The organism is Rahnella bruchi (assembly GCF_003614975.1).
Taxonomy (GTDB): domain Bacteria; phylum Pseudomonadota; class Gammaproteobacteria; order Enterobacterales; family Enterobacteriaceae; genus Rahnella; species Rahnella bruchi.
On the sequence record NZ_QZWI01000001.1, the window covers coordinates 251,966 to 274,080 of the forward strand.

Genomic DNA, 22,115 nt, shown 5'->3' on the forward strand with positions numbered 1-22,115 from the left:
CACCTTCGGGTGGCCTTTTCTTTATCAGGCAACGCGCGCAGCCCTCTCATCACAGGTAAATATGGTAAACTCCGCGGCAGAAAAACTTCTTCAGCTCTGGAACCACACCTTTGTCAAAGCTCACCACCGCCACCACTTTTACTGGTAAATTACCCGTTGCTTTCCTGGAGGCTACACGCGCAATCATGCCTGCTGACCTGAGCATGGACGAATTTATTGCCGCCTGTCAGCGCCCTCTCCGTCCGAGTCTGCGGGTGAATACCCTGAAAATCAGCGTGACGGATTTCCTTGAGCTCGCCGGACGTTATCAGTGGGATTTAGAACCCGTGCCGTGGTGCGCGGAAGGTTTCTGGATAAACCGCAACGTGCTGGACGATACGCGTCTGGGCAATGCCTTATCGCATCTGGCCGGTCTTTTCTATATTCAGGAAGCCAGTTCCATGCTGCCGGTCACCGCGTTGTTCGCTAACGATACACAACCGGTTCTGGTGATGGACGTCGCGGCCGCGCCCGGTTCGAAAACCACGCAAATCGCAGCGCTGATGAAAAATCAGGGAGGCATTATTGCCAATGAATATTCAGCCAGCCGGGTCAAAGTCCTGCACGCCAATATCAGCCGTTGTGGCGTCAGTAACACGGCATTGACTCACTTTGACGGACGCGTTTTTGGTGCTGCCCTGCCTGAAATCTTTGACGCTATCCTGCTGGACGCGCCCTGCTCCGGCGAAGGCGTTATCCGTAAAGACCCTGATGCCATGAGTAACTGGTCTGAAAACAGCGTGACTGAAATTGCCGCTACACAACGTGAACTGATTGACAGCGCGTTTCATGCGCTTAAACCCGGCGGCGTACTGGTCTATTCAACCTGCACCCTTAACGCTCAGGAAAATCAGCAGGTTTGCCAGTGGTTACTCGATACCTATGCAGATGCTGTAGAAGTGGAATCGCTGGCAGAGTTATTCCCGGGCGCGGGTAAGGCCGTCACGCCGGAAGGCTATTTGCACGTCTTTCCTCAGGTCTATGACAGCGAAGGTTTCTTTGTCGCACGCTTTCGTAAAACGGATTCTGTGCCGCGCCTGCCGGTCCCCGGATATAAGGTCGGCCGCTTTCCTTTCTCGCCACTTTCCCGTCAGGACAGTGCCGAAATCGTCAAAGCAGCGGGTCTTTCTGGCCTTGTCTGGCCTGAGAGACAATACACATTATGGCAACGTGATAAAGAAATCTGGCTCTTCCCTGCCGTGCTGGAGCCCGTCTTTGGCAAAGTCCGTTTTTCCCGCATCGGTGTGAGACTGGCAGAGCGTTTTCCGAAAGGTTTCCGCTGGCAGCATGAAGCCGTGGTGGCATTCAGTGTCGCGGATTCCAAAAATCGTTTTGAGATAAATGATGAACTGGCGCAGAGCTGGTTCCGTGGCGTCGATATCTATCCGGACGACGCACCGCCGTCAGACGAATGTCTGGTGACCTGGCTTGGCCAGCCATTAGGACTGGCAAAACGGATCGGCAGCCGGATTAAAAACAGTCTGCCACGAGAACTGGTGAGAGATGGCGCGATTCGTCCGCAAACATTGTCGAACGATTAATTAGATTTAACTTTCCCGCAAATTTCTGTGCCAGAGGAACATTCCGACGGCGCAGAATATTCTACTCAATGGGCCTTAATGCCGACAAAAATACCTGATATATGTGTTTCTTTGAATTCTGTGCAATTGAACTTTTAGGTGAAATCACGGTGACAAAGTGTATATAACAAATAGCTGTAAAGCATTTTGTGCTGCATATATCGGATAGTGACTTATATTATCAAGAAAGGTTCACTGAATTATAAGTAGGAATAATCCTACTGCGCCATGTATTATTGCCATCAAGATAACATTGTCAGTGATATATCATTTTCAGATATAAATCTTAATGCCTGATGTTGAGTAAAGACCTGCCAGTCGGAGAAGTATCATGTCGGATGAAATGAAACTCGAATCAGCAGATGGGCTGCTTTTGCAGCAAATGGCCAGTCTGCGAGATATTATCGATAACAATTCTGACTGGATCTGGGAAGTCGATGCGCAGGGGCGTTATGTTTTCTCCTCCAATAAATGCATCGAATTCCTTGGTGTTCCGCCTGAAAAAGTATTAGGTAAAACCCCTTTCGATTTCATGCCTCCTGATGAAGCACGGCGCGTGGGCGAGCAGTTTGCCGCTATCGTTGAACGCCGCGCCCCTTTCGGTGGCTTGCTGAACCGTAATATACGCCCGGATGGCACTGAAGTTATTCTCGAAACCAGCGGTGTCCCGCTTTTTGATAATGACGGAAATTTTCGCGGCTATCGCGGGATCGACCGCAATCTCACCAGCCTGGATCAGGCACCGGGCCAGCGTCTTTTCCAGCTTGAAACGATCTATTCCAATGCACCGGTGGGACTGTGTTTCATTGATTTACAGATGCGATATGTCACGGTTAATGACGCAATGGCGAATATTATCGGCCTCCAACCCTATGAAGCGATAGGACGCAAAATAGGGGTTTTCCTGCCCGGACTTTCACCATTGCTGAGTAATGCGCTGGAACTTGCCCTGCGTAACGAAACGACACCCGATCGTGAGTTTTCCGTTCCCGGAAAGAATCAGGTTTTCTTCGTACGTATTAAAGCCGCTTATGATGCCCAGAATCAGCTGAACGGCCTGTCTGTCGCGATGACGGACATCACCAGCCTCAAACGTATGGAAAGAGCCCTGCGCGAAAGTCAGGAACATTACCGCAATATGGTTGAGCTGAACCCGCAAATTCCGTGGACAGCCGATCCGCGCGGGATGCTCAATGATGTCAGCTCGCGTTTTCAGCGGATCACCGGCATGACCCGTCAGGATATTCTGGCCGACAAGTGGATACAGAGTATGCACGTGGAAGACCGTCGCGCCGCCGTTCAGACCTGGGAGCAGTGCCTTAAAACAGGTGCGCCACTGGATATAGAAGTTCGTTTTTGTCACGTAGACCGTGGATGGAACTGGATGCGTATACGCGCTGCCGCCAGTTACGCCACCGACGGTTCAATTCAGCGCTGGTACGGTACCGCAGAAGACGTTCATGAACGCAAGTTACTGGAACTGAAACTGGTTAAAGCCAACCGTCGTCTGGAGATCCAGGCGCGCACGGATTCACTGACTAAACTGCCTAACCGCCGTGAGTTTAAAAAAGTGCTCAGCCACGAATATATGCGTGCCAAGCGTAACCGTACACCACTGACCGTGGTGATGATCGATATCGATTACTTCAAACATTTCAACGACCATTACGGCCATCTTTCCGGTGATGCCTGCCTGCGTTTAGTGGCGCGCACTTTGCGCAAATCACTTAAACGCAGCACCGACGTCGTCACGCGTTTTGGCGGCGAGGAGTTCGCGGCCATTCTGCCGGATACCGACCTGAAAGGCGCCTGGATTGTCGCACAGCACATCATGGAATCGATTGAGTCGCTGGGCATCAAGCACAGTTTCAGCGAGTTTAACCGCGTCACCATCAGTCAGGGGATTGCGACGTATATGCCGGAACAGGATCCTGGTATTGAAGATCAGTCAGATATTGTCAGTGCCGCAGATGAAGCCCTGTACCTGTCGAAAAATAATGGTCGTAACCAAATCAACGCAATGCCTGTCTCGGTAAGATTTAACCAGCTGTAGCCTCTTCACAGGGGGCGCTGTGTTTGTGCGGCTCCCTGCGTCCCTTTTCGCAACGTCCTGTCTGAAACCCTCGTCCGTGAGTTCATACACAGAAGAGTGCTTCCGTAAAATTCGGGTGGCACTTTTTGTGCTGTCGACTATTCTGAAATAAGGCAGACCAACTGGTCATACCTGATGTCATTGAAATTGCTTACAACACTCTGGCGAGGAGTATCTGATGGGAAAATCGAGTATCCGGATTGGCAGTTACGAAATTGACGATGCACATCTTTCTACGCCTGAAGCAAAAGGCGGCGATAAGGTGCATATTCCTTGCAAGTCGGACCCTGATTTGTGCATGCAACTTGATGCCTGGGATGATCACACCAGCGTCCCGGCAGTCCTCGATGGCCGTCATTCTGTGTTGTATAAAGAAAAGTATGACGAGCAGAAAGATGAGTGGATTATGCGACTGGAGTAACAATGCATGGCGAACGGAATTTTGTTCGCCATGCCGCTTGCGGTCGGTCGATTTTGAGTGCTATTGAGCCTTTGTCACCAGCGAAATGCCCCGACCGGCGAAAAAACGCGCGAAAGTTTCCACAGGTAACGTGACATCCTGCTGAGTAGAAATATCGTGACCGGACGGATTATGGAAGGTCACTGATTGATCATCAGCCCGGGTCACCAGCACCAGATGACCGCCTTTGTGCGGTGGCGTGGACTCCGGAATACGCACAAAAGGATGTACTGAAGCAATAAAAAATCGGTGTTCTGCCAGCTGACCGGCAATATCTTGAGCCGAGATATCCACTTTGACCTGCGCCGAAAGACCCAGTTCCTGCCGGACATATTCCACAAAAGGCGCGTAGATAAGCCCCTTAATATTGTCGCCCTCGCGAACATACGCTCCGTAATAAAGGCTTCGGTAAGTCAGTTTCAACACAGGTACTACTTTGCCCGAAACGGCTGCCAGCACCATCTTCAGGCAGCACATTCCGCAAACATGATTCGCCCACTCGATAAACTCCCGTTGTTCAGCCGCACCCGAATTGGGCCACACGCTGACATCACTGAGCTGAATATCTCCGGCAATAATCCCGGCTGCACAGTCAGGATCTTCCCACTGACTAAAATAAGGGACGCCGGAAGAAGTAGAAAATGAACGCTGATTAACGGGCATGACATAGTCCTGAACGGCAGAGTGGCAACATCTGGTTGATCATACAACTGACGAATGAAAAGGCCTGATGTCAGTATCAGGCCTCTGGAAGATTTAGAACTTTTCGACCATCCGAAACTTCATCAGTAACAGCGGCATCGTCGGCTCAAACATTTCATACTCTTCGAAGAAACGCTGGTGCTCTTTGCGCCAGTAAGCCAACGTCCGGTCGCCTTCCCCTTCCTCCCAGGCATGCTGTTCCGTTACCTGGTCAAAAGGCACTTGTTTCACTTCGGTCAGTTGCACGGCACACACCGGATTACTGCGGCCATCAACTACCACAAAGATTTCGCCCGGCTCAGGTTCAGGATCATCATCAAGATTTGAGCAGGTGGCGGTTTTTGTGCCAGCAATAACACGCTTAGCCAGTTCGTCAGCTGACGATTCAGTATCACCAAACGACCAGCGCTCTGCGTCCCGGTATTTGAGTGGGATCTGCGGAATCATAATTTATCCTTTCAATTGAGATAGTTCACTGCCATTACAGTTAAACATTAGCACAAAAAAACCCGCCGCAGCGGGTTTTGCAAGCCGGAAAAGTGTCTTAAGGTTTGCTGCAGTTATCCGGCATTTTCGCCGGCCACTGACGTGCGCTTCCGGCACCGTATAAGACGCTAATACCACATTCCTTATCTACACGTGCCAGAGGCTTGCCCGTTTTATCGATCATCATCGACATGGCCGGTGTGGAAACGACGGCCACTCCGCTGTCAAACGGTGATGCGGCGCTAAACACTGGCGCTATCACGAAGTTGCCAAGCGCATCGACATAACCATAATTACCGTCAGCTTTGGCGAATGCCAGCCCGTCGACAGGCAAACCTAAATCAAGGTAAGAGACGCCATCAGTTGGTTTCCCCTGCCCGTTAATCCAGGTTTTGGCTCCATCCGCCTTCATCAACACGGCGTGATCACCCACCATCTGACTGGCCTGTCCCTGAACAGTGAGAACCAGTTTACCGGTATTGTCGACGTAACGCGTCGCAGGCTCATTATCCAGGGGGTCATAGGAGACAGACCAGGCGCTCGCTGGCGGCATATTCCACTGACCTTCTGGCATCGCTGCCACACGTACACCTTTGTCATCAATCAGTTCATAGCCCGCTGGCGTGGAGCGCAAAGCGCGCCCTTGCACAAAAGCAGAGCCCCGACTTTCACCGACAGGCTGAATTTGCCATTCACCTTGGGCAGATAAATAGCCTTGCTGCGGCTGGCGTGATAATTTCACCCAGTCCCCCAGCGCACTGATACGTGTCTGCTGCTCATGAAGCTGAATATTACCTTTGGCGTCCAGAAGCCACGACTGACCGGCCGCAGACCTGGCCAGAATGCGTCCGTCGCTAAACTGATTTACGGTAAGTCCGGCTGTAGGTGCAATTCTTGGCTGAGCGTCATTGCCGATGATTTCTGCAAGAACAGCTGATACCGGTTGCTCTTCGGTTGCAGGTTGTGTCAGTAACCAAAGAGCGGAGTTAATGCGACGGGCATCGGCATACTTCGGCGCAACCACGACTTTACCCTGGCTATCGAGTATCCCCCACAGTCCTTCAGGCGTTTTGAATGCGGCCAGACCATCTGAGTATTCGCCCATATCCTGATAAGCCGGTTGCAGCACAGTTTTCTGACTGGTGACGTCGTAAATGCCCCACAACGCCCCCTCAGCTGCCGTTTCACGATAGCGGAACCAACCATTGCCGAGAGATTCAATCTCAAACACATTCGGCAAATCATAATGCTTACCGGCGTGATCAAGTGCTGTCAGTTTTCCATTCAGATAATCCAGAGCGTAGCCCTGTACAAAAGGAGAAATATTATCTTCAGTCAGAGAAATAATAACTTTGCCCTGCGCGTCCACCACGCCGGTGCCATCGGTTGATCTCACAATGAACTGACCGATGCTATTACTGCTGTCAGCAGGTTCAATATCCTGCCATTTGGGATCAAGCTGAAGAGTGCCGTCCGGGCGCAGGAAACCCGCGCCGTTTTTGCTGCCCGCATCAGCAGGGCGAACCAGTGCCAGTGGCGATGAAGCTGAAGGGGAATTGGTGGGAGCGGTCAGAGGTTCGATCCTGCTGCCGTTCAGAGTGCTGATACTCTTTTGATTCAGCAAGGCCTTGCCTGTGGCATCAACCACATTCACCACATCACCTTGCTCGCTGCGCAACCATAAACGATGATCGATAACTTCTGCACTGGAAATTTGACCCAGCCAGCCAACATTCTGGGTGCCACCAATGACTCCGCCAGAAGGAGCAATAATAGCATTCACCTTTTTCTGCTCCCCCTTGGTCGTTATCAGGAACTCACCGGTATTTTGCTCCCAGGGCTCACTGCCAGCAGGCAGCGAGAGGGCTTGTTTACGCCCCGGAACATACAAAGTAAGGGAGTCTTTACTGGCAGGATATAAAACATAGTCGCCGGAAACGTGCAGGGCTTTTGCGTCAGTTTCACTGAAACTGGCAATCACAGTGGCTGAATTATCCAGCAGTTTGATGCCATCGGCCGTTTTCGCCAGCCAGAAGGCTCCAGTTTCCTCGCTGACAGAAAGATATTTCTGCTCGTCCTGAACTCCGTCAGTACGGATTAACGTAATGCCGTCTGCTTTTTTTGCCAGTGCGACAGAAGGATTATGAGGATCCAGAGTGATGGACGTGTACTGAGGTTGAACGCGCCAGGCCAGATTTCCATCCACAATTCCGTAACCTTTGCTGGCATCGACAGCAATGAACAGATCATCGGAGCCGAACGGCTCTACCACTTCCATTTTGTCCGTCGCCACATGGCGAACACCGTCTGGCGAAAGCAGTACACTGTTAAACGTCAGGCTGAGCCGGGCGGGAACACCATTACTCAGAACGGCGTCATCCACCAAATCATCCAGAGCTTTACCGACCTGAACACCTTTGCGGTCAATAATCTGAGACTTTCCGCTCACCTTAACAACGGCCAGACCGGCTTCAGTAAAGGGTTGTGCGCGGTCAAAGGACGGCTGAATCATCCAGTTTCCGGTCAGATCGATATAGCCCCACTTCCCCTGTTGCATGGCAGCGGCGGCACCGAAGTGATAATCACCGACCTGCTCAAAAACAGGTTTGATAACAAGCTGTCCCTGATTATCCAAAAAACCCCAACGCTCATCCGTTGCATCAGCTGAGGGTAAAAGCACAGCTGAGCGACCTTCACGAACGTCGCGGATACATAAATTTTGTGTTAATGGCAACGCCGCACGCAGTTGGGTATCAGCCTGGGAATCGGGCAATGGTGCCGAACATGTCGGTGCAGATTCAGCCTTTACGGGTTCAGCCGCAATAGCAGAGCCGGTCAGCGTCAATAAGGCCAATGTCCTGCCGGTGCTCAGCGCGCAGAGAAGTGCCTGGCGTAGCCTTGAAGGTTTGCTGACAATCATTAATTACCCCCGGAACCACAAGCGGGTGCTTTGGCAGGCCAAAGATAAGCACCTTTCGCATCCACAATGACGCGTTGATTACAACGCACCTGAATTTTTGCCTGAACATTACCGTCGGCATTAAGCAAATTCACGACACCCTTACCGCCAGCCCAGGCACGCTTCTCACTGAAATCAGTGGCCCAATCAAATTTAGGCAAAATCGCAAAGCGCCCCGTGGTATTGATATATCCCAGCAGGTTGCCGTACGTTGATTTTTTCACGGCGGTCGCAAAATTGTTGCTCATCGCCCCGACCTGATCGAAGTATGAACCAATCAGCTTTATACCTTGCTGATCGACAAATCCATACTGGCCTTTCTGATCACGCATAGGAATAACACCTGAGTTGGCTTTGTCAGCCAGCAGGCTGTCAGGCCCGGCGAAACGCTGGATTTCATTTCCATCGTTGTCATACAGAACGGTTTCACCGGTTACGTCATCGTTCATGACCAGACGAGCCATTGAATTCAACGGTTGTGCCTGATCAAAGCCCTCTACCGAAGCGCCATGGTCATTAATCAGCGTAGTTCGTCCGTCACTGACTGCACGGCTAAGATTCAGAGGTGAGATGAAATTAAATTCCGCGGTGTAAACTGGTTGAATCTGCCAGTCACCCTGACTGTTAATTGCACCGTAATGAGGTGAGAAACTCAATTTTATCCAGTCACCCTCCACAGAACTCGAAGAAGAGTTAATGGCTTTACTGACCGGGAAACGCCCTGCGTTATCAAGTAATGCCACGCCGCCTTCGGAAGGTTGAACCAGCCAATGGTCCTGCCCGACAGCTTGCGGTCTGGCGAGTAAATCCGTCGCGAGTACTTGTCCGCTTTGGGCGCTGTAGAGACTGTAATGACTGGAAAGCGCTCCGCGCTCTCCCGGCTGATCATTATCAGAAAGGGTGAAAGCGCCCTGACCGATATATTGGAATTTACCGCTGCGATCCGCATCTGGCGCTATCGCCCAGGTGCCATTCGTATTGAGAACACCCCATCCGTCATCCGCTTTAGCCAGGGCATAACCTTCGTTGAAAGCATCGATTTCAGTGAACTCTGGTGCTGCCTTAATGCTTTTGCTCGCGATATCCCATAAGCCCCAGCGCTGCGCTTCTTTTTCACCCTCGGTGTAATAAATCAATCCTGATGACAAACGCTGAGCATTTTTCTGAATATCAGCGGGGATCTCGACGACATTGCCATTTCGGTCAATCAGATGCTTAACATCGACATTGTTGACGTTATCAAAGGCCCAGGTGTAATCACCTTCAAAAGGCGTGATCTGGGTATAAGTCGGCTGAATAACCCACTTGCCTGAAGCATCGACAGCACCCACTTTTTTGTTTTGAGTATCGATGATGAGCGGGGCCTGAGACCCGTTGGTTTCTACAGATGCCCATTGTGGATCAGACAAGACATTCCCCTGCGAGGTGAGAATGGCAGGCGGTTTCGTTGCATCCGCAGGCGTCAGAATTGCCCAGGGAAGATTGTTCGCCGCATCACTGGTTGATTCCGGCAATGTAGTCACATCATCTGACATCGCCACTGTGTCCAGCGGCCGCAGCTGATAGTCTTTCAGTGCAGTAAGCGTGGTATCATTAAGCAGCGCCACACCATTGTTGTCATAAATCTGAGCAACTTGTGGTGCCTTACCTTCTGTTTGCATTACCCAGAGATGGTTGCCCTGTTGCAGCACCTGCGGCTTATTAACTTTCAGCGAAACAATTTGGTTATCAGCACCGATGATAACGATGCCCTTGCTACCCGTTCCCAGCGTTGCCTTTCCCCAAACCAAAATATTTTCAGTCTGATCAGCAGGAATATCCTGCACTTTTTCCAGTTTGCTGCTGAGTAGCTGTTTATTATTATCGTTGCCCGTCACCAGCCAGCTGCCGGAAGCGAGCGGTCGCACAGATTTGTATTGTTCTTTATTTAATGCAACACCCTGACGGTCGACAAACGACCAGAGGTTCTTGGTTTTTACCGCAACGACGTCGCCGTTAAGTTGTGGTTCATCCCGCGTTTTGAGTACCATCGGGTTTATCGCCCAGTCACCGTTCTCATCGAGATACCCCCAGTAACCTTCTTCTGCTGAATCACGTTTTTTTGCCGGGATCAGCCCGGATTGTGGCAAATCCAGCGCCATAACATCATCAGGTAAAGACAAAGAACGATCTGTCGATGCATTCCACAACGCAGGTGATACCTGAGTTTGAACATTTGCCAGTGCCTGACCGCCGGTAAAACCACGGCTATCGAGTGCAACGGCAAACGGCAGCGTTTTAATCACGGCCCCTTTTTTGTCTATCAGTGCCAGACGATTATCTGTCACCACCAATGCTGTACCCTGCGCATTGAAATCAGTAGCGCGCGTAAAGCGTGGCTCAATGACCCAATGGCCTTTTTTATCGATATAGCCGAACTGTTCGCCCTTTTTAACAGCGGCCAGGTCATTCACAAAGCCCCGCGCTTCGCTGAAATCGGGTTTGATAACCATGTGTCCGGAAGCATCGACGTATCCCCACTGAGATTCGCGGGACAGGCCGACCTGAACAGGGGAAAGTCCCTGCTGGAAAGGTAACTGACAGTCTTTGGCGGTTTTTGCATTGCCACATGCCCGTAATTGCGCGTCATCCGCATGTACCGGCATATTAAAAAAAGCATTCAGAACCAGGGTTAACGCGCTGAAATTTCTGATGTATTTGAATTTTTCGGAGCAATTCATCCGATGCCCTTATAACTGGATAAAATGGGAAAGTGTAGCGCACGCTTTTTCTTTATCACCCGCAAAATGGGCGTGTGAGACGGTAATAAATCCGATAATAATCAATTTCAAGCGCGCGCACATGTTATACGCCTATAGGGTGTCAGCTTGTGAAAGAAAAAGCAGCTAATTTATTACACTGTAACGAATGAATACACTTCATCACCGCACCCGAAGGTAAGCTACAGATGATAACATTCGATTATCTACAGCACTTTTCATTAACCTCGTCATTACATTTTGACTTCTTTCCTAAAAATAGGATCGTTTTTTCTAACACGCATAAAAATGGTGAATAATTAATCTCTAAAAGATTCTTATAACATTTGATTAAAGTCATTATTCCCCCAGCTTTAGTCTGGTTTTATAGATTAATGAGCGTTGTGTGACCAATATCACTCCCGGTCTGGGCAGCTTAAAACCTGGCAGTGTTCGGTTACAGCGTATTTCAGGTGCTTTATCTAATTGGGGAAGAGTCATGCCTATTGTTCGAGCCAGATTGAGTCTGTTTGGTGGCGACACCGTCGTCATACGTTGTTCAGAAAAATGTCACATACATCTGATGTGTGAAAATGAGGTTGAGCGAAAAGGACGTCACTCAGGTTTCGGTGATATTTTGACGGTTAACGATCAGAATACGGCTTATGTCGGGATCCCTTATAAAGGCGTCTGGGATGTCCTCATTGATTCCAAATGTGACTCTCTGGAGCACTCCATCAGCTATCTCCCTGCCTGATCACCCTCTTATCCTTCTTATATAAAAACAGCCTTCACCATTTTAGTATTTTTGCTCAGGCGAATGGGAAACCATTTGCCTGATCTTCATACCTCGCAACCCGACAAATTGCTACCCCTGAAAGTATAGGCAACCGGGAATACTGTCTACGGGCAAAGTGAATTCTTGCGTAACATCGCGTAAGAAACTTTAGCGTATTACATCAGTTACATAGCGTTATTGAATTGAACATTCCATAAATTTAAGAACCCCCCTTTTTGGCCTGATTAATTGATTGCCAGCAGTGATTTCGCATTGCATTCTGTTGATGTAACGACGTGGCGCCGGTCAGTTCACCGGATTTATTTCAGGCAAAAACAGATATCTCATAATGAATAATAAATCACTTTGCACCATCGCTGACGTAGCTGACCTTGTTCCTGAGCTGCGTAAAGTTCGCCAACACCTGCACCAACACCCGGAACTCTCCAATGAAGAATCGGCAACCGCTGCCCTCGTCGCTGAAAGATTAGAATCGCTGGGCTATCTGGTGACGACTGGCGTTGGCGGCTACGGCGTGATCGGTACAATGACGCTGGGCAATGGTTCACGAAGCATTGGTATCCGCGCGGATATGGATGCATTGCCGATAACGGAGCAAACGGGTGTGAACTACGCCAGCCAGAATCCAGGAAAAATGCATGCTTGCGGGCATGACGGCCACACCACCATGCTGTTGGGCGCAGCCGAACAGCTGGCGCGTAGCAAAAACTTCTCTGGCACCGTGCATCTGATTTTCCAGCCAGCAGAAGAAATCGGTTTTAACAGCGGCGCAGAGCGCATGCTGGCAGAGCAACTTTTTGAGCGATTCCCGTGCGATGCCGTCTACGGCTTACATAATCATCCGGGATATCCGGTCGGGAAAATGATGTTCCGTTCAGGGCCGTTTATGGCGGCCTGCGACACCGTTAATATCACTATTCATGGCAAAGGCGGTCATGCGGCTCGCCCTCATATGACTGTCGACCCTATTCTGGTTGCTGGCAGCCTTGTAGTTGCATTGCAGTCGGTGATTTCACGCAATATTGACCCGAATGAAACCGCGGTAGTCACTATAGGTTCATTGCACTCCGGCCATGCGGCGAATGTCATCCCGGAAACTGCGCGTCTGGAAATGAGTGTCCGTTCGTTCGATCCGCAAGTGCGCAAAATCCTCGAGCTGAGAATTTGTCAGCTGGTGGAAAATCATGCAACCGGATATGGCGCGCGGGCCGAAATCGAATATGTGCCCGGATATCCGGTACTTGTGAATCATGATAAGGAAACAGCGTTTGCAGCCGAAGTCGCAAAAGAGCTGCTGGGTGAAGAGAATGTAATCGATAATCTGCCGCCAATTTCAGGCAGTGAAGATTTTGCTTATTTCCTGCAGAACAAACCGGGCTGTTTTCTGCGCCTGGGCAACGGTGACAGCACCGTTTTGCATAATCCGGCCTACAACTTTAATGATGAAAGCCTGAGATTCGGCGCTGCTTACTGGACGCGTCTGGTTGAACGCTATCTGGCAGATTAAAGCTGTAACTGCTTAGCGGCAAAAACCAAACCAGCGCATGCCTAAGTGAAAGTGGTTAGCATGCGCTGCATTATAATCTGGCCCTATAGAGTTTCCGAAAAACGGGCAACTTTCTGCAAACAAAGTATGGATATACTGCGCCTCAGTCCCTGACTGTGGCCATTGTTTTAGTACAGTTAAATGGCGGCCATCTGCCAGCTCAAAACCGGCAATATCAAGTGCTTCAGCAGTCGCATGTTCGCTAAGCCGGGCATCGGGTTTATTATAAACGTTCCGACAGGCATAACTGCCGAGATGGTCAATTTTCAGCAGCCGTGACCCTAATTCCTGCGAAGCTAAAGGCTTCGCTACCTGCCCGACAAACATCGCGCTGCTGAGGGCAAGCCGACAACTCGCCAGATAACTCGAACTCAGCGTAACTTCACCAAACCCGCGGACTCGCACAGGATTAATCAGCGGACACTTACCTCCCATATCGCCTGCACTGCTGAACTGGATAGCGCCATCTTTTTGAGCACGTTCGAGCGCCGCCAGGCATTCATGAGGATTATTATCCAGCTGCCTTAATTTGTAGCGGGTTATCAAGTTCGGCGGGTCAGTAATAGCCAGCGGTGTGAAAGGATTATATTCAGAGGGTACATGACGACTTATCCACGGACCGCCGAAATAAACAGCCACTACAATTAAAATCAAACTTACCCAGTATCGCATAATGCTCCTTACACGGTTGTGGCGCAGCAGTCCCTTGATTTTTCGGGAGTAATATCCTGAGTATAGTGCCTGAGTAAATAAGAGTCTGACGGGGTTACAAGTCGGGCAATAAACTTACGAAGATTTGACATAAATCGACACTGAGTTTGTTACTTTTATTACCGAAGACGAAGTTTTTTCTCCTGTGTCCACTGTGAACTGTCCTTCATAGTGTGTAAGACCCTCGCAATACCCCTTTCAGCCCGCCCCGAGTGGGCTTTTTTTTGTCTGCCATTTGTCAGTGCAAAGAGACAATCCTCTCCCAGTTATTCGACCCGCTTAACATCCGGATGGCGTTCACTGGCGGCCTCATGAAATATATCCCCAAGCCATCCGGGTATTTCATCCTCAGTCATATCATCAGGGATGATGATGTCATAAAGCCTGGAAAATTTTCTTTCTGCCATATCAGCACGGAAGACCTGCCAACCATCGGAAGTTTTTTTAACTGCGAGGTGGCGACCAAAAACACTATAAATCAGCATAGAACTCCCTCTGCCTAATCAGGCATGTGCCATATTTAAACATCATAGCCAAAGCGGTGGCCGGAAGTCTAAATGGGTTGCGGTGAGGATAAGAGAGAACGGTGTAATAGGGTGATTTTTGCAAAGATTCAAGATTTAAAAAACAGGCAAAAAAAAGACCGAATACTAATTATTGCACTTTAAATCAGTGTGTTAAGATTGTAATTGGCGACAAAATGGCGATAAGTTACAACTGACAGGCGCACTTCGATTTTAATCAAAATTAAATGTTGTTGATTTACTTAATGGTTACCAGGCTCACTGCGCGGTCATAGCATCTCACTGTCAACGCGCCTGACAGCCATAAGATAAGAAACGGACAATGTTGACACAATGTAGTCGCAACCAATGGATATATGTAACTATATATATTAAGTCTAAATTGACACTTGATATGCAACTATGAATAAGGCCTGATAAAAAAAACCCGTCTATTATGATAAGATCGCAAATAAATATGACAGATAACGAAAACAAACTAGCAGCTTATTTTCAATAATGATGATTCCCATATCTTTGCGACCGAGTACATTCAATAAGACAGAGGATGATTAACTTTTTATGTCCAGCATAGACAGAGGAAAGTTAGATATTATTTTATTTTCTTCGCAATAAAATGCTTGGTAAAACCTAAATTCATTAACTCCATTTTCTTGGCACTTTTCTTTGATTATCTCTATGATTTTTAATTTATCATCAAGCTTCGTTTTTATTCCAAAAATGATACCTTTCAGCGATGAGAAATCATACTTTCTTGCTCTATCACTTGGATTATTATAGTTTACAGTCTCACCATTCCTCAAAATAATTCTGAATTCCTTCTCATACTTCCAGTCCTCAGATTTTTTAGTGATATCACGATAAAATCTTTTCCAATAATCATCTTGCCACCCATCAATATCATTAATGAGAGCCTCTGAGCAAATACTGGCAGCTCTGCTTATCGGGTCGATATACCAAGAGTAATTTAAATCGGGGATAGGCAAGCGGCCAATACTTCTAAAAAAATCGACCTCACTAAAACCGGGCTCATATTTAATTTCATGGAATTTATGCGGGACATCCCCACTTGTTTCTTTATAGGAATTCTGAGAGGCTGTAAATCCAGTTTTTGTATGCAATGTCAGACAAGAATTCTCATCTGCATGAAAAATCATGCAGACACCTTGATGATTATCTCCATAATTCCCCCAGACAGAAGAGTTTGTGGAAGACGTCATAAAACAAGCAGTATACCAATCAGGGTACATTAATTGCTCTAAAGAAGTGATATATCTGTCAGGGAAACTGAAAACAACCATATATCTATTTTTTTTCTTGGCATCCATAATATTATTGTGAAAACCAGAAAGCGATAATTGTATCAACACACTTTTAGTGGCAGAGAAAAGAGTTTGTATTTTTCTATCACCATTTTCACTTTTCAAATTACTTTCGACTTTCTCAATAAATCCCCTTTCAATTATGCCTCGAACTTCTTTTTCTGGATCGTCAACTCTTAAGCCTATAGGGGCATTCGCCAACTCATCATAATGCTTGCATACTATGTCTAATGCTAGGTGATGAATTGATGAAAGATAAATATTTAACTCATCCCTTTTAATATGAGTAGTCCGTGTGGCAATCTGGGATATTAGCTTAACTACAAATGCATTAGTGACAAACTCCGTAGTTATTGCACTTATTAAATCTTTATATTTATCTGTTGGCAAATCTTTAGAGCATCTAAAAACAGGTATATCAATATTTTTTATTTCTCTCGATTCTCCACTTACAATAAACTCCTGAAAAACGCTTTCAAGACACGAGATGTAATGTCTGAATAAATTAGTCCAAATAATCACATCTCCATCCCAAAATAAATTCCTGTAGCCCTCCATTGGATCATTTAAAGCCTCGGGTGGTGAGAAGTAGATGGTTTGAGATTCCAACTCTTTATGGACACCTAGGAGGCTATCAATCTTTCTAAATCGATAATAAATTTCACTCATTTAATTTTCCTTTTAAGCCATGAATATTATATTAAATAATGCTTATCATAAAAAAACCGTAACAAATTCATCTAAATAAAAATACACAAAGTGAATTCCCCACATTTTTAGATGGAATTTTTCAATATAACGACCACTAATCCCTTAGCGATAACATCATTAGCGGAACATTCAAATTCACCATCATGTCCAGTGATGCGCAATTTATTCCCTGGCCTACGGGATACTGTATATACATCCAACACCCCATCAATATTTAGCAGCCATGATCCATTTGATATTTCGTTAACATCCATTTCTATCAGCCATGCTGATTTTCCACTACGAACATAATTCAGGTTTTTGAAATTGACCCCCTCGGGGACAAATGACTCATCGATGTAGCAAAAACCGTCATCATCAAGCTTGCCTGCCAGAAGTATTTTTTTAGCGATCGTAGGTATTGCTGAGGTTACATGTTCTTCCTGCGATTCAGTACTAATCTCACCTGTAGCTAACCATCCAAGTGAAACTCCCGTGTCTAATGCGCAGGCAATAACTACATCACCAGGGAAATATTCTCGGCGAACCCATGTGCTTATAGTTCCCGTTGATATACCGAGATATTCACTTAATTCCTTTTGAGTAGCAAACCCGTATGCGCTCATGACTCTTTGAAGGACTGCTTTCCCACCAGTTGAAAGCATCTTATCAATAAGGGCTTTACCTTGCTCAGATCGTGAGCGAAAACTTTTAAAAGCCATACGCTCAATATTTGCATTTGCAAATTCCCCCGTAACTAACCAGCGAAGATCTGAACCAGTATCTAAAGCACATTTGATGATTGGGTTACCAGGAACACTGCCACGCTGAAGCCAGCCACTTATGTTATTAGCAGGTATGGCAAGCGCCTCGGCTAAACTTTTTTGAGAACTAACTCCATAAGCCGACATCAATCTGTTCAGGATTTCCTGACTATCCATTTTTTCGCCAATCATAAAAAGCACCGAAGTGATAAAAAAACATTTACCAAATCGTTTTTACGATCTAAAGTGACAACACACCACATGTTACACAGTAGAACTCAAACGACAGAAAGGAGATTTTGCGTTATGTCACCTCAGAATGCAATTCAAGTACCCTCTGATAAGACGACCGTTTCTAAGGAACTGTTAAACTCTGTTGTATCCCAGCTGCTACCGGCCTTGGAGTCAGCCCTCTCGGCAACAATTGTGAACTCAATAAGTTTGCAACTGACCACACTCGCTAACTCCCCGACAATCTCTAAAAAAGATTTTGCTGCAATTAACGGCATCAGCTCCGCAGTCCTGGAAAAATGGATCGCGAATGGCGTAGTCCTCCTTGCACCAACTCCTTCAACCACAATCACCCAGCAGCGCAAAAACCGCAAAACAGGTCAAATGCAAACTGTAGTTATGGAACGTCATGGAAATGCCCTGATCAATCTTGAGGCCTGGCGTGAGAAAAACCGTCAGCAAGCCATCAAGTGCCGCTACATAAATCGTTGAGTCAGATTATTCAAACTAGCAGGGACTAACAATGTTTGATTATCGCGTTTCCAAACACGCTCACTTTGACGATGCATGTAAGGCATTTGTGAATCGTCATAACCTTACTGAACTTGCCGCGCTAATGGGAACTAAACCCCAAATCCTGCGCAATAAGTTCAACCCTGAACAACCTCATAAACTTACCTGTGAGGAAGTTCTTTTAATCACTGACCTGACTGAGGACGCTACCCTTCTCGATGGCATGCTGGCACAGATAAATTGCCTGCCGTCTGTTCCGGTCAATGAGATTGCTACTTCTAATCTTTCAACCTACGCACTACAGGCAACTGCCGCCGTAGGTTCTATTGCAGCTGATGCAGTGAAAGGTGGTACGGTCAGTTCTCAGCGTCGTATGTCCTTACTCGAAGGTGTTAATGCCGGTATTCGCCATCTGTCATTGATCGGTTTAGTTGTTCAAGGCCGAGTACAGGCATCCCCTGCCCTGGCATCTGCAGTTGGTGCTATTGCAAGCGTCACGACAAATGGGCTGATGTGAATATGGCTGTTTCTATTGCTCCATTTTTAAAACAGCAAAGTCCTTCTCGCCATTTCGGCCATGGTTGCATCGAATTGCCAGGTGGAAAGCGTTGGAACCCTTCAATGTCACAAACCACTGCCCCGCAGGCCGTGAGAAATTCAAAACCGCTTTTAAAGCGTCTGTTTAGTTGAGGTGATTATGTCTTTAGTGAATGAAGAACATATTCAAATAGGCAAAAAACATCTTTCCAGAATTAAAGAGATGTTTGATTTCAGAAAGAATGTAGCACAGGAAACATTTGATACTCAGCCGCTGCATATGCGTAGAACAATCTGTTTTCATGCTGGCTTATCTCGTCGCCATCTTGAGATGAAGTTTTCTGAATTAACACCGACGGAAAGGCATCATGTAATTGCGGCGCTAAATTCTTTGCTTGGTTTAACTGAATCACTGCCGAAATTTATCAGTGAAGATGACTGCAAGATAAACATTAAACACTAATCCGAATCCAAATTAACTGGCGTCAACCCGCCGGGCATTCTTTTGCCCAAAACAGGAGTTCTTATATGAAAAATATGATTGATAACACCCCTCGGAATATTGTTGGTTTGCCAGTTATGGGCATTGATTTAGCTTCGCCAGAACGCGATTACACCTCTGTTCCTGATTTATCGTTGATGCTGGACACTGCTCGTAATGAAGAACGCGCCAATCGAGCGGTGGTATTTGCCGGCCGCCTGGAAGCGATTGCCAGTTTTATCCTCAAACGTGAAATGACAGGGATTGAAGCTGCAGAAGCACTACGCATTGAAGCTAACCGAATCCAAAGTGAAGCGGAGGCGTAACTATGGCTGATGTAATTGACACCGCCCAGGAGCGCGCTGATCTCGTCCTTTCCGCCCAAATCCAAGCCGCACGCGCAACTGTTGCAGGCGTTTCCGCAATGTTCTGCATCGAGTGTAATCGTCCGATACCAGAGGAACGCCGTGCAGCTCTGCCAGGTGTTGAGCTTTGTGTCTACTGCAAAGAACTCGCCGAGTTGAACGCCAGACATTACAGAGGAAACAAGTGATCGTTTTCTCAGTGGCATTACTCATCTTGGCCGGTATTAACGCTGGCTATCTGGTCATTGATATCAAAGACGGTATGTAATGCAGACCAGCCGTTTTACCCCTCTGATTAAAACGCCCGAAGTCTGGGCGTTTCCCTGGAATAAACCACGCCAGGCCATTTCTGGCCTCGAAAGACCGCTTACCCGTGATGAATACAATCAGGGGCAAGCCGTTTTAATCAGAGTAAAAGCCCTCTCTACCGACCTGCGGGAAATTTTCACAGGTCGCCATGCGTATCTGCTGAAAACTCAGGGCATTCACGCCGCCAATAAATACCTGGTTTATACCCTTGCTCGCAGCATCCTTCCCCGCGTCGAGGCGGTTAATGCGGGTCACGCAATGAATGTCAAAGCCTCCATGAAATTCATGTCTGAGGCAGACACCTATCACCGGCTGCCGAGCATGAGCGATAAACCCTTGCGCCGGTTCGCCAAGGACATCGCCGGACAACTGAAAGAAATCTATGAAGACCGTTGTGATCAGCTGCTTGCTCAATACAACGGGGATAATTCGATTCTTTTTGAGGCTGATACCCAGTGCGAGCTGTACAGCGAAATCGCAGGTATGGCACAGGCTTTCAATGTCACGCCGATGTACTGGACAAGGTATTGCAAAGGGAAGCTGGATACCGTTTCCGCTATCGCCTCCATGTCGCGCCAGGTTAATCCGGACTGGTGGTTACGCCAGTTGAAAGGCCAGCGCACCCGCTGGCGTGAATCTTTGCTGATCGCCATCGGCAAAGTAAACCGCGACGCCTCTCCCTATGCCAGTAAGCAGGCTATCCGTGAAGTACGTGCGCGCCGCCTGTCTAATCTCGACTACCTGAAAAGCTGCGATCTGGAGAACATCGAAACCGGCGAGCGTTTCAGTCTGATCGACAAAGTGATGGCGAGTATTTCAAACCCTGAAATCCGCCGCATGGAGTTAATGAGCACGATCGCCGGCACCGAAAAATATGCCGCTGCAAATGGCGACGTCGGGATGTTCCTGACCATCACCACGCCTTCCAAATATCACCCGACCCGCATGGTGGGTAAGGGCGATAAAAAGCGTGTTCAGCGAAATCACGCCTGGGACAAAGAAGCCTATACCCCGAAAGATGCGCAGCGTTATCTGTGCGGGATCTGGAGTAAAATGCGCACCGCGTTCAAGGATAGCGGTCTGTCTGTTTATGGGATGCGCGTTGTTGAGCCTCACCACGACGCGACTCCGCACTGGCACATGATGTTATTCACAAAGCCCGCCATGCGTCAGCGGGTGATCGATATCATGCGCAAATACGCCATGAAAGAAGACGGTGACGAACGCGGCGCAGCTAAAAACCGCTTTGACTGTAAGCACCTGAACCGTGGCGGCGCGGCTGGCTACATCGCCAAATACATTGCAAAGAACATCGACGGTTACGCACTGGAAGGCGAGCGCGACCACGAAACAGGCGAGTTGCTGACAGACTCCGCTGCTGCTGTTACTGCCTGGGCTGCTACCTGGCGTATACCTCAGTTCCATCCTATCGGCCTGCCTACCATGGGTTCATACCGTGAGTGCCGCCGCATCCGTTCCATCAGTCTGACTGAAACCTTTGACGAAGAAGTGGAAGCCGTCCGCGCTGCTGCTGATGCCGGTGATTTCATGGCGTACATGTCAGCCCAGGGCGGCGCAAATGTTCCACGCGATGATCAAACTGTGCGTGTAGCCCGCCGCGTTGCTGATGAGCTGAACGCATACGATGAGGAAGTGAAAAAGGTTGTGGGCATTTTCGCGCCTCACCTCGGCGACTCCCGCGTTTATGAAACCCGTACAACACAATGGCGCATCGTTTCTTCCGCCGTTGACGTTGAGGTTTTGACCTTAAAAAGCGCCTCCGGCGCGCCTCGGAGTCCTGTCAATAACTGTGGGTTAGGTGGAAAGAAACAGGCTGCAAATAGGCGCGATAGCAAGGCTGGGAGCGACCTTACAACGTCTAATTCTGACAAACTGCGAGTTATTGACTGGACAGACACTGCCGCTGTGAGGGCGATTGTGGCGCGTATACGTGAAGAAACGCCGAAGGTGAGTAAATCACAGCGAAGTTTTGACCCGACTAAAGGCCGTGATGTTGCCCCATCGGCAAGATTGACGCCTGAAGAACGGGCGCGATTGCCTCAGATTGAACAGGAATTGCTTAAACACGATATCAAAGCTCAAAGATGGGAGCTGGAAGCATTAACCCGGGGAGCCAAAATCAGTTTTGGTGATGTTGTGATCCATCATCCCCCTCTTATGGACTGGCAGGAATTTTATGACGACTAAAACTGTTGAAACATTCATCTAAGCTATTGGTTAAAAAGTAACATTCAGTTTTTATTGGA

20 protein-coding genes are annotated in these 22,115 nt (G+C 48.1%); 12 read left to right on the plus strand and 8 right to left on the minus strand.

Annotated features, from left to right (window positions below; genetic code table 11):
* Nucleotides 1-185: 185 nt before the first annotated feature.
* From rsmF to D5398_RS01185, 3 genes are all read left to right on the plus strand, one after another.
* Nucleotides 186-1,580 (plus strand): 16S rRNA (cytosine(1407)-C(5))-methyltransferase RsmF, encoded by a 1,395-nt coding sequence (gene rsmF / locus D5398_RS01175; protein WP_162940717.1) that lies wholly within the window; start codon nucleotides 186-188, stop codon nucleotides 1,578-1,580.
* Between the two features lie 370 nt (nucleotides 1,581-1,950).
* Nucleotides 1,951-3,672 (plus strand): sensor domain-containing diguanylate cyclase, encoded by a 1,722-nt coding sequence (locus tag D5398_RS01180; protein ID WP_120505993.1) that lies wholly within the window; start codon nucleotides 1,951-1,953, stop codon nucleotides 3,670-3,672.
* A 217-nt stretch (nucleotides 3,673-3,889) separates the two neighbouring features.
* Nucleotides 3,890-4,132, plus strand: a complete 243-nt coding sequence (locus D5398_RS01185) for a YebV family protein (protein WP_120505994.1) — start codon at nucleotides 3,890-3,892, stop codon at nucleotides 4,130-4,132.
* A 60-nt stretch (nucleotides 4,133-4,192) separates the two neighbouring features.
* On the opposite strand, the gene D5398_RS01190 is transcribed toward D5398_RS01185, so the two are convergent.
* The 4 genes from D5398_RS01190 to D5398_RS01205 form a co-directional block, all read right to left on the minus strand.
* Nucleotides 4,193-4,834, minus strand: a complete 642-nt coding sequence (locus D5398_RS01190) for a C39 family peptidase (RefSeq protein ID WP_120505995.1) — start codon at nucleotides 4,832-4,834, stop codon at nucleotides 4,193-4,195.
* A 93-nt stretch (nucleotides 4,835-4,927) separates the two neighbouring features.
* Nucleotides 4,928-5,320: an ASCH domain-containing protein gene (locus tag D5398_RS01195; protein WP_120132023.1), complete on the minus strand. Its 393-nt coding sequence runs from the start codon at nucleotides 5,318-5,320 to the stop codon at nucleotides 4,928-4,930.
* Between the two features lie 97 nt (nucleotides 5,321-5,417).
* Nucleotides 5,418-8,279, minus strand: coding sequence for a WG repeat-containing protein (locus D5398_RS01200; RefSeq protein ID WP_120505996.1), 2,862 nt, complete (start codon nucleotides 8,277-8,279; stop codon nucleotides 5,418-5,420).
* Entirely contained in the window at nucleotides 8,279-11,038 is a 2,760-nt protein-coding gene (locus tag D5398_RS01205) for a WG repeat-containing protein (RefSeq protein ID WP_120505997.1), read from the minus strand. The genes D5398_RS01200 and D5398_RS01205 overlap by 1 nt, the downstream gene beginning before the upstream one ends.
* 517 nt (nucleotides 11,039-11,555) lie before the next feature.
* On the opposite strand from D5398_RS01205, the gene D5398_RS01210 reads away from it, so the two are divergent.
* On the plus strand, nucleotides 11,556-11,813 hold the full coding sequence (locus tag D5398_RS01210; RefSeq protein ID WP_120505998.1) for a DUF1883 domain-containing protein: 258 nt from the start codon (nucleotides 11,556-11,558) through the stop codon (nucleotides 11,811-11,813).
* A 370-nt stretch (nucleotides 11,814-12,183) separates the two neighbouring features.
* The gene (locus tag D5398_RS01215) at nucleotides 12,184-13,362 is read left to right on the plus strand and encodes a M20 aminoacylase family protein (protein ID WP_120505999.1); all 1,179 of its coding nucleotides are present in this window, start codon (nucleotides 12,184-12,186) and stop codon (nucleotides 13,360-13,362) included.
* A 12-nt stretch (nucleotides 13,363-13,374) separates the two neighbouring features.
* Here the strand turns inward: D5398_RS01215 and D5398_RS01220 are convergent, their stop codons facing one another.
* The 4 genes from D5398_RS01220 to D5398_RS01235 all read right to left on the minus strand — a co-directional run bounded on the left by D5398_RS01220 (nucleotide 13,375) and on the right by D5398_RS01235 (nucleotide 17,604).
* Nucleotides 13,375-14,073 carry an extensin-like domain-containing protein gene (locus tag D5398_RS01220; protein ID WP_120506000.1) on the minus strand — a complete coding sequence of 233 codons (699 nt, stop codon included), beginning with the start codon at nucleotides 14,071-14,073 and terminating at the stop codon, nucleotides 13,375-13,377.
* A gap of 305 nt (nucleotides 14,074-14,378) precedes the next feature.
* A complete protein-coding gene (locus D5398_RS01225; protein WP_120506001.1) occupies nucleotides 14,379-14,597 on the minus strand; it encodes a DUF7661 family protein in 219 nt (72 codons plus the stop codon).
* Nucleotides 14,598-15,187: 590 nt separating this feature from the next.
* Nucleotides 15,188-16,627: a DUF2971 domain-containing protein gene (locus tag D5398_RS01230; protein WP_120506002.1), complete on the minus strand. Its 1,440-nt coding sequence runs from the start codon at nucleotides 16,625-16,627 to the stop codon at nucleotides 15,188-15,190.
* 107 nt (nucleotides 16,628-16,734) lie between these two features.
* Nucleotides 16,735-17,604: a helix-turn-helix domain-containing protein gene (locus tag D5398_RS01235; RefSeq protein WP_244216694.1), complete on the minus strand. Its 870-nt coding sequence runs from the start codon at nucleotides 17,602-17,604 to the stop codon at nucleotides 16,735-16,737.
* A 114-nt stretch (nucleotides 17,605-17,718) separates the two neighbouring features.
* Between D5398_RS01235 and D5398_RS01240 the strand changes: the two genes are divergently transcribed.
* The 7 genes from D5398_RS01240 (at nucleotide 17,719) to D5398_RS01270 (ending at nucleotide 22,056) form a co-directional block, all read left to right on the plus strand.
* Nucleotides 17,719-18,135: a hypothetical protein gene (locus D5398_RS01240; protein ID WP_119826349.1), complete on the plus strand. Its 417-nt coding sequence runs from the start codon at nucleotides 17,719-17,721 to the stop codon at nucleotides 18,133-18,135.
* 31 nt (nucleotides 18,136-18,166) lie between these two features.
* Entirely contained in the window at nucleotides 18,167-18,673 is a 507-nt protein-coding gene (locus D5398_RS01245) for a phage regulatory CII family protein (protein WP_120506003.1), read from the plus strand.
* A gap of 2 nt (nucleotides 18,674-18,675) precedes the next feature.
* Nucleotides 18,676-18,846, plus strand: coding sequence for a phage filamentation protein Fil family protein (locus D5398_RS01250; protein ID WP_120506004.1), 171 nt, complete (start codon nucleotides 18,676-18,678; stop codon nucleotides 18,844-18,846).
* A 7-nt stretch (nucleotides 18,847-18,853) separates the two neighbouring features.
* On the plus strand, nucleotides 18,854-19,156 hold the full coding sequence (locus D5398_RS01255; RefSeq protein WP_120506005.1) for a hypothetical protein: 303 nt from the start codon (nucleotides 18,854-18,856) through the stop codon (nucleotides 19,154-19,156).
* Between the two features lie 65 nt (nucleotides 19,157-19,221).
* Nucleotides 19,222-19,500, plus strand: coding sequence for a DUF2732 family protein (locus tag D5398_RS01260; RefSeq protein ID WP_244216695.1), 279 nt, complete (start codon nucleotides 19,222-19,224; stop codon nucleotides 19,498-19,500).
* A 2-nt stretch (nucleotides 19,501-19,502) separates the two neighbouring features.
* Complete coding sequence (locus D5398_RS01265) at nucleotides 19,503-19,727, plus strand: TraR/DksA family transcriptional regulator (protein WP_120506006.1); 225 nt, start codon at nucleotides 19,503-19,505, stop codon at nucleotides 19,725-19,727.
* A 79-nt stretch (nucleotides 19,728-19,806) separates the two neighbouring features.
* Entirely contained in the window at nucleotides 19,807-22,056 is a 2,250-nt protein-coding gene (locus tag D5398_RS01270) for a replication endonuclease (protein ID WP_120506007.1), read from the plus strand.
* The last annotated feature ends 59 nt before the right edge of the window (nucleotides 22,057-22,115 follow it).

What these genes read in the sequence shown, in the direction of transcription:
- rsmF (WP_162940717.1), top strand. Translation starts at nt 186, where the DNA reads ATGCCTGCTGACCTGAGCATGGACGAATTTATTGCCGCCTGTCAGCGC.
- D5398_RS01180 (WP_120505993.1), top strand. Translation starts at nt 1,951, where the DNA reads ATGTCGGATGAAATGAAACTCGAATCAGCAGATGGGCTGCTTTTGCAG.
- D5398_RS01185 (WP_120505994.1), top strand. Translation starts at nt 3,890, where the DNA reads ATGGGAAAATCGAGTATCCGGATTGGCAGTTACGAAATTGACGATGCA.
- D5398_RS01190 (WP_120505995.1), bottom strand. Translation starts at nt 4,834, where the DNA reads ATGCCCGTTAATCAGCGTTCATTTTCTACTTCTTCCGGCGTCCCTTAT.
- D5398_RS01195 (WP_120132023.1), bottom strand. Translation starts at nt 5,320, where the DNA reads ATGATTCCGCAGATCCCACTCAAATACCGGGACGCAGAGCGCTGGTCG.
- D5398_RS01200 (WP_120505996.1), bottom strand. Translation starts at nt 8,279, where the DNA reads ATGATTGTCAGCAAACCTTCAAGGCTACGCCAGGCACTTCTCTGCGCG.
- D5398_RS01205 (WP_120505997.1), bottom strand. Translation starts at nt 11,038, where the DNA reads ATGAATTGCTCCGAAAAATTCAAATACATCAGAAATTTCAGCGCGTTA.
- D5398_RS01210 (WP_120505998.1), top strand. Translation starts at nt 11,556, where the DNA reads ATGCCTATTGTTCGAGCCAGATTGAGTCTGTTTGGTGGCGACACCGTC.
- D5398_RS01215 (WP_120505999.1), top strand. Translation starts at nt 12,184, where the DNA reads ATGAATAATAAATCACTTTGCACCATCGCTGACGTAGCTGACCTTGTT.
- D5398_RS01220 (WP_120506000.1), bottom strand. Translation starts at nt 14,073, where the DNA reads ATGCGATACTGGGTAAGTTTGATTTTAATTGTAGTGGCTGTTTATTTC.
- D5398_RS01225 (WP_120506001.1), bottom strand. Translation starts at nt 14,597, where the DNA reads ATGCTGATTTATAGTGTTTTTGGTCGCCACCTCGCAGTTAAAAAAACT.
- D5398_RS01230 (WP_120506002.1), bottom strand. Translation starts at nt 16,627, where the DNA reads ATGAGTGAAATTTATTATCGATTTAGAAAGATTGATAGCCTCCTAGGT.
- D5398_RS01235 (WP_244216694.1), bottom strand. Translation starts at nt 17,604, where the DNA reads ATGATTGGCGAAAAAATGGATAGTCAGGAAATCCTGAACAGATTGATG.
- D5398_RS01240 (WP_119826349.1), top strand. Translation starts at nt 17,719, where the DNA reads ATGTCACCTCAGAATGCAATTCAAGTACCCTCTGATAAGACGACCGTT.
- D5398_RS01245 (WP_120506003.1), top strand. Translation starts at nt 18,167, where the DNA reads ATGTTTGATTATCGCGTTTCCAAACACGCTCACTTTGACGATGCATGT.
- D5398_RS01250 (WP_120506004.1), top strand. Translation starts at nt 18,676, where the DNA reads ATGGCTGTTTCTATTGCTCCATTTTTAAAACAGCAAAGTCCTTCTCGC.
- D5398_RS01255 (WP_120506005.1), top strand. Translation starts at nt 18,854, where the DNA reads ATGTCTTTAGTGAATGAAGAACATATTCAAATAGGCAAAAAACATCTT.
- D5398_RS01260 (WP_244216695.1), top strand. Translation starts at nt 19,222, where the DNA reads ATGAAAAATATGATTGATAACACCCCTCGGAATATTGTTGGTTTGCCA.
- D5398_RS01265 (WP_120506006.1), top strand. Translation starts at nt 19,503, where the DNA reads ATGGCTGATGTAATTGACACCGCCCAGGAGCGCGCTGATCTCGTCCTT.
- D5398_RS01270 (WP_120506007.1), top strand. Translation starts at nt 19,807, where the DNA reads ATGCAGACCAGCCGTTTTACCCCTCTGATTAAAACGCCCGAAGTCTGG.